At 66.7% G+C, this 6,311-nt stretch carries 8 protein-coding genes; 2 read left to right on the top strand and 6 right to left on the bottom strand.

Annotated features, from left to right (window positions below):
* Positions 1-461 precede the first annotated feature (461 nt).
* A complete protein-coding gene (locus E3O50_RS06230) occupies positions 462-725 on the bottom strand; it encodes a hypothetical protein (protein ID WP_198413362.1) in 264 nt (87 codons plus the stop codon).
* A 165-nt stretch (positions 726-890) separates the two neighbouring features.
* Here E3O50_RS06230 and E3O50_RS06225 point away from each other — a divergent pair, with 165 nt between their 5' ends.
* Positions 891-1,568, top strand: a complete 678-nt coding sequence (locus E3O50_RS06225; RefSeq protein WP_134449471.1) for a hypothetical protein — start codon at positions 891-893, stop codon at positions 1,566-1,568.
* Between the two features lie 148 nt (positions 1,569-1,716).
* A complete protein-coding gene (locus tag E3O50_RS06220; RefSeq protein ID WP_134449470.1) occupies positions 1,717-1,923 on the top strand; it encodes a hypothetical protein in 207 nt (68 codons plus the stop codon).
* A 16-nt stretch (positions 1,924-1,939) separates the two neighbouring features.
* On the opposite strand, the gene E3O50_RS06215 is transcribed toward E3O50_RS06220, so the two are convergent.
* The 5 genes from E3O50_RS06215 to E3O50_RS06195 all read right to left on the bottom strand — a co-directional run bounded on the left by E3O50_RS06215 (position 1,940) and on the right by E3O50_RS06195 (position 6,311).
* Positions 1,940-3,004, bottom strand: a complete 1,065-nt coding sequence (locus tag E3O50_RS06215; protein WP_134559879.1) for a thioredoxin domain-containing protein — start codon at positions 3,002-3,004, stop codon at positions 1,940-1,942.
* Positions 3,005-3,046: 42 nt separating this feature from the next.
* The gene (gene nusB / locus E3O50_RS06210) at positions 3,047-3,487 is read right to left on the bottom strand and encodes a transcription antitermination factor NusB (RefSeq protein ID WP_134559877.1); all 441 of its coding nucleotides are present in this window, start codon (positions 3,485-3,487) and stop codon (positions 3,047-3,049) included.
* Entirely contained in the window at positions 3,487-4,047 is a 561-nt protein-coding gene (gene efp, locus E3O50_RS06205) for an elongation factor P (RefSeq protein ID WP_134449467.1), read from the bottom strand. The genes nusB and efp overlap by 1 nt, the downstream gene beginning before the upstream one ends.
* Positions 4,048-4,229: 182 nt before the next feature.
* Positions 4,230-4,655, bottom strand: a complete 426-nt coding sequence (locus tag E3O50_RS06200; RefSeq protein ID WP_134449466.1) for a DUF779 domain-containing protein — start codon at positions 4,653-4,655, stop codon at positions 4,230-4,232.
* 132 nt (positions 4,656-4,787) lie between these two features.
* Positions 4,788-6,311, bottom strand: a complete 1,524-nt coding sequence (locus E3O50_RS06195; RefSeq protein WP_134449465.1) for an aldehyde dehydrogenase family protein — start codon at positions 6,309-6,311, stop codon at positions 4,788-4,790.

Genomic DNA, 6,311 nt, shown 5'->3' with positions numbered 1-6,311 from the left:
ATCCGCATGCACCGACGGCACCGAGCCGGCCAACCCCTCAGCGCCCTCGAACCCCTCGGCAACCGCGACCGGATAGGCCGACTCGACACCAACGGTGGGTTGATCGCCCGCGGCCACTGAATCGTGGGCCTGCGGGGTGTGTGACTAGGGATCCCAAGCTCCTGCCATACCCCGATTCTACCCCGAATCGAACACGAATGCGAGACTTGCTCACATAATTGGGGGCTTCTCATTCCGAGTTTCATACCTGAAGACGGTTGATTCTCCTGCCCATGGTTCCGAATTCAGGAGATCCGCCCGGGCGGGTAACTCGGGTCCGCGGACAAGTGCAGCCGATCCCACCCGGCCGCACGGAACTCCTGAGTTCGGGACGCTCACCGACGTGCGGAACATCGCGCAGCAGAGGTCCGGGATCCTGTCGGCCGGCTGCGGGAGGGCGCGGAATCGAGTCAGTGAGCGACTCAGCGGAAGCGGGTCTCCTTGACGAGGCTGCCGTCCCTGGCCCAGGTGCGCCAGACGCCGATCTGGCGGCCGCGGTCGAATTCTCCCGTACGCATCAGCGTGCCGTCTGTGCGGAACCACTCCCACTCGCCGTGGAGTTCGCCATCGAGGGTGCTCCCGCTCGCCTTGGTCTCACCAGTGGCATAGTGGTCGACCCGCGACGTGGGCGACGACGCGTGCAGACCGTCTGGTGCAGCGGACGACGGGATCGGCTCTGGATTCACGCCCCCCAGTCTGCCAGCCGACGGCTCACGCCGACAGTGGCGGAGTGACCTCAACGCCGCCGACCAGTCGGCGACGTGCGGACGGATACGGACTTCCCGGCTGTTCTAGACGTCTCCGGCCTGACAGCCCTTTCTGCCAGGCGGACGTGCCCTACCATCGAGGTCATGGCACTCATCCACCGGGCCCAGCTTCGGCCGTCCAAGCTTGAACTCGTCGAACCCTGGCTGCGGATGCAGTCCTGGTTCGCCGGCGATCCCTCCGCCCCCCTGACGGCCGTCGCGGCATACCGTTTTGACGATCCGGCGGGTGAGGTCGGCATCGAAACGCTGCTCGTGCGTGCCGGCGACGGTCCGGTGCTCCAGGTGCCGCTGACGTATCGCGATGCGCCCCTCGAAGGCGGCGACGCCTGGTTGATCGGCACGATGGAACACTCGGTCCTGGGTCGTCGCTGGACATACGACGCCACCGGGGATCCCACCTACATCGCCGCGCTCGCAACGACCATCCACCGCGGCGGCACCCAGGCCGACGAGTTCGTCGACGTCGACGGGGAACTCGTCTTCCGGGAGTCCACGGCGACGGTCGCAGGCAGCGGGACCACGGATGCGTCCACCCCGGCACTGTCGTCGACGACAGCTCTCTCGACCAGGGACGAGCTCGGTTCGACCGTGGTCGAGGCCGGCTCCCTGCGCCTCGTCGTACTCAGGGTGCCCGGCAGCCCTACTGCGGAGACGAGCGTTCTCGCGGCCCGGACGCCCACCGGCGGCGTCCCGGAGCACCTCTCCGGTACCTGGGCCGATCAGCCGCGCTCACGGATCCTGGCCCTGGCCATCGCACTCTGACCTGCCCGCCTGACCTGCTCCGCCTGGACCACGCCGACACCGTCACCGGGTGTTCACCGAACAGAAGTTGCGGTCGGGCCCGGCACACGTCAGGATTGTCCCGCGGCAGGCATCCGCTGGCGAAAGCACGTACAGATGAAGGATTTGAATGGACCGGACGGACCTCGTTCAGTTGTTTTCCGTCGTGGACGCCGGCCCGGCGCGCTGGGAGGTCCGTCACGATGTGACCGATGAACTCGCGGGCATCCTCGAGCGAACGCCGCGCGGGTTCCTGCTGGTCAACGAAGACGGGCAGCGGATCGGCAGCTTCGACTCGATCGCGAGCGCCCTCGAAGGCCTCTACGCCGTCCTGTAGCCAGGCCGGATTGCGCTCAGGCGCCCGACGACCCCTCGGTCGTCGACTGGCCGGATCCTGAGCCAGAGTCGAGGAATGCCTCGAACTCACGGCTGTCGGTCAGTCCGCCCGGGTACTGCGCCCCGTCGACGAGCACGGTCGGCGTGCCCTGGATCGAATCGATCTCCGCTCCAGGGATGGGCCCGTTGAGGGCGGCATCGGTGTTGGCCTCCGACCACATCTGGTAGTCGCCCTGCGCGATGCAGCCGGAGATGTCCGTACCGGCCGGCGAAAGCGCAGCGAGTTCAGCGTCAGTGAGGCCCTGGGTGTTCTCCTGCGGCTGGTTCGCGAACAGGGCCGCGAGGTAGTCGAGGGTCGAGTCCGGAGCGAGTGTTGCGACGCAGGTGAGCGCGGAGGATGCCCTGCTCGAGTAGTACGTGCCCTGGGAGGCCTGGTCGAGGAAGGTCAGCGCGTGCAGGCGCAGTGTGATCGAGCCGTCATCGACGCGGCTCGCGAGCAGCGCTCCGTTGGTCGCCTCGAACTGGGCGCAGTACGGGCACATCGGGTCGATGTACTCGTCGACGATCTGGCTGCCGGTGCCGACGGACACGTAACCATCGTCGAAGTGGGCCGCGCCGAGCGTGCCACTCGGCAGGAGGCCCTGCGAGGCGTCCGGTTCGCTCGTCGCCGAGGTGACCGGCCCGCCGAAGCCGCCGTGCTGGGCCATGTTCAGGAAGACCCGACCGAAGGCCGCAGCGAACAGGATCGAGAGGACAATGAGGACGGCCGTGGACGCCAGTCCCACGTAGCCGATCACAAGACCCGCGATGGCGAGGCCGCGCCCCCGTTCACCGCGGCGTGCGATCTGGCCGAGCGCGATGTGCCCCGTGATCACGGCGACGAGGGACACGACGAACGCGGACACGAGAGAGACGATCGCGAGCGTGTTCGTGCGGGGCACCTGGGGGTACTCCTGCTGCCGGTAGTCCTGCTGCGGGTACGGCTGGAGCGAATCCTGATGCGGCGTTCCCTGCTCGGGGGACGCCGGCAGACCGGACTGGTCCGGGTAGGACGGGAACGGCTCTGGATTGTCGTTGCTCATGATCTTCCCCTGGACGAACGGTACGGGACGGTGCGGACGAGCCTAGGGTGCTGCGGGAGCAGCCGACGCCGGCGGGGCCGTCTGCGCGATCCTGCCGAGCAATCCGTTGACGAACCCGGCCGAATCATCCGTCGACAGGATCTTCGCGGCCTCGACGGCCTCATCGATCGCGACGGCGTGAGGAACGGCATCGTTGAACAGGATCTCCCAGATCCCGATCCGCAGGATGGCACGGTCGACGACCGGCATCCGCTTGAGCGTCCAGCCCTGCGAGTAGGTCTCGATGAGTTCGTCGATCTCCTCGCGGTGATCGACGACGCCGTCCACGATCTCGCGCGCGTACAGCCAGGAGGCCATCCGCGCGGGTTCGCTCGCGGCCCGCTGCGCCTCGGCGGCGAGCGATTCGGGAATCGTCGTCTGCCGCACGTCGGCGGCGTACAGGATGTCGAGCGCGCGCTTACGCGCCTTCGTTCGTGCGCTCACTAGTTGACGCGGCCGAGGTAGTCACCGGTGCGGGTGTCGACCTTGACTTTGGTGCCCTGTTCGAGGAACAGCGGGACCTGGATCTGGAACCCGGTCTCCACGGTGGCGGGCTTGGTGCCGCCGGTGGAGCGGTCGCCCTGCAGGCCAGGCTCCGTGTACGTGATTTCGAGCACGACGGATGCCGGCAGCTCGACATACAGCGGGTTGCCGTTGTGGAGGGCGATGGTGACGTTCTGGTTCTCAAGGAGGAAGTTCGAGGCCTCGCCGACGACGACGTTGGAGACGGTGAGCTGGTCGAAGTCGGAGACGTCCATGAAGACGTAGGAGTCGCCGTCCGCGTACAGGTACTGGAAGTCCTGGCGGTCGACGTTCTCGGTCTCGATCTTGGCTCCGGCGTTGAAGGTGCGGTCGACGGTCTTGCCCGTGACGACGTTCTTCAGTTTGGTGCGAACGAAAGCGCCGCCCTTGCCCGGCTTGACGTGCTGGAAGTCGGTGACGGCCCAAAGCTGGCCGTCCATGTTGAGGACGACGCCATTTCGGATATCGGCGGTTGATGCCATGGAAAGCGTTTCCGTTCATTCAGTTCAGTTAGGAAGGTGCGCGGCCGAATCGGCCTCAAACGAGTGTAGTTGCCCGGAGGCTGAGAGCCAAAGGCGGGCCAACGGGCACTCCGCAGGTTCGGCCACCCCCTGTCGCGAGTCACGAACGACCGGGGATGGGCACGACCTTCCCGAACGAGCCCTCAGCCGAAGCTTTCCATCAGGCGGGACCGGATCAGGAAACGCACGCCGCGCGGAGCCTCGAGGGAGAAGCCGCTGCCCCGGCCGGGGACGAGGTCGACCGTCAGGAACGTGTGGCTCCAGTATTCGAACTGTTCCGCCGACATCCAGAAGTCGACGGCCTGGGCCGTTTCACCGGCCGGCGCGATGTCGAGCCGGCCCAGCAGCACGTCGCGGTCCGAGGTGATGAACTCCCCGGCCGGGAAACACATCGGCGAACTGCCGTCGCAGCATCCGCCCGACTGGTGGAACATCAGCGGTCCGAACTCGGCCCAGAGCTCGCGCAGGGTGTCGACGGCGGCCGGCGTGAACTCGACGCGCGGCGTGGTCTCCCCCGGAACCGTGACGGAGGCGATGACCGTGGTTGTTGAGGGCGCTGCTGGCGACATTGCCTGGCCTTTCATCGTTCGATTCACGCTCGATGGTCATCGGGCGGGATGTGCACCAACGGTAGTCGAGCTGCGGGACGGCCGAAAGGGGCCACCGGTCGATACCGGCGGCCCCCTTCGGCACGATGCCGTTTAGAAGAAGCCGAGGGGCTTCTCCGAGTAGGACACGAGCAGGTTCTTGGTCTGCTGGTAGTGCCCGAGGGCGAGCTTGTTGTTCTCGCGGCCGATGCCAGAGCTCTTGTACCCGCCGAACGCGGCGCCGGCAGGGTAGTGGTGGTAGTTGTTCACCCACACCCGGCCGGCGTGGATGTCGCGCCCGGCCCGGTATGCCACGTTGCCGTTCCGGGACCAGACGCCCGCGCCGAGCCCGTAGAGGTTGTCGTTGGCGATCGAAATGGCGTCCTCGTAGTCGGAGAAGCTCGTGACCGCGAGGACCGGCCCGAAGATCTCCTCCTGGAAGATGCGCATCTTGTTGTTGCCCTCGAAGATGGTCGGCTGCACGTAATAGCCGCCGCTCAGGTCACCGCCGAGGTCGACACGCTCACCGCCGAGGGCGAGACGGGCGCCCTCCTGCTTGCCGATGTCGATGTAGGACAGGATCTTCTCGAGCTGGTCGTTGCTCGCCTGGGCCCCGACCTGGGTGTCGGTGTCGAGCGGGTTGCCCTGGATCGCCTTGCGGGTGCGCTCAATGGCGCTGCCGAGGAAGCTCTCGTAGATCGGCTTCTGCAGGAGCGCCCTGCTCGGTGCCGTGCAGACCTCGCCCTGGTTGAAGGCGAAGAGCACAAAACCTTCCTGGGCCTTGTCGTAGAAGCTGTCCTGCTCCTGGGCGACGTCGCTGAAGAAGATGTTCGCGCTCTTGCCGCCGAGTTCGACCGTGGCAGGGATGATGTTGGCGCTCGCGTACTGCAGGATGAGGCGGCCCGTCGTGGTCTCGCCCGTGAACGCGATCTTGCGGATCCGCGGGGAGGACGCAAGCGGCTTGCCCGCCTCGAGGCCGAACCCGTTGACGATGTTGAGCACGCCGGGCGGCAGGATGTCGCCGATCAGTTCGATCAGCACCATGATCGACACCGGGGTCTGCTCCGCCGGCTTCATCACGATCGCGTTCCCTGCCGCGAGGGCGGGGGCGAGCTTCCAGACGGCCATCAGGATGGGGAAGTTCCACGGGATGATCTGGCCGACGACGCCGAGCGGCTCGTGGAACTGGTACGAGACGGTGTCGTTGTCGAGTTCGGCGTGGTCGCCGTCCTGCGAGCGGATCGCAGCAGCGAAGTAGCGGAAGTGGTCGCTCGCGAGCGGCAGGTCGGCGTTCAGCGGTTCGCGGATCGGCTTGCCGTTGTCCCAGGTCTCTGCGACGGCGAGCAGTTCCTTGTTCGCGTCGATGACGTCGGCGATCTTGTTGAGCACGGCGGCGCGTTCCGTCGCCGTCGTCTTGCCCCAGGCCGGCGCGGCCCGGTGGGCGGCGTCGAGCGCGAGTTCGATGTCCTCCGCCGTTCCGCGGGCGACCTCGGCGAACGGCTTCCCGTTCACCGGAGAGATGTCTTCGAAGTACTGGCCCTTGACGGGCTTGACCCAGCCCCCGTTGATCCAGTTCTCATAGCGGGGCTTGAAGGTGACTTTGGCGCCCGGGGTCCCGGGGTTGGCATAGACGGTCAT

The organism is Cryobacterium sp. MDB1-18-1 (assembly GCF_004402735.1).
GTDB lineage: Bacteria > Actinomycetota > Actinomycetes > Actinomycetales > Microbacteriaceae > Cryobacterium > Cryobacterium glucosi.
The sequence above is the reverse complement of the archived record's forward strand: the minus strand, read 5'-3'. Positions and strand labels throughout refer to the sequence as shown.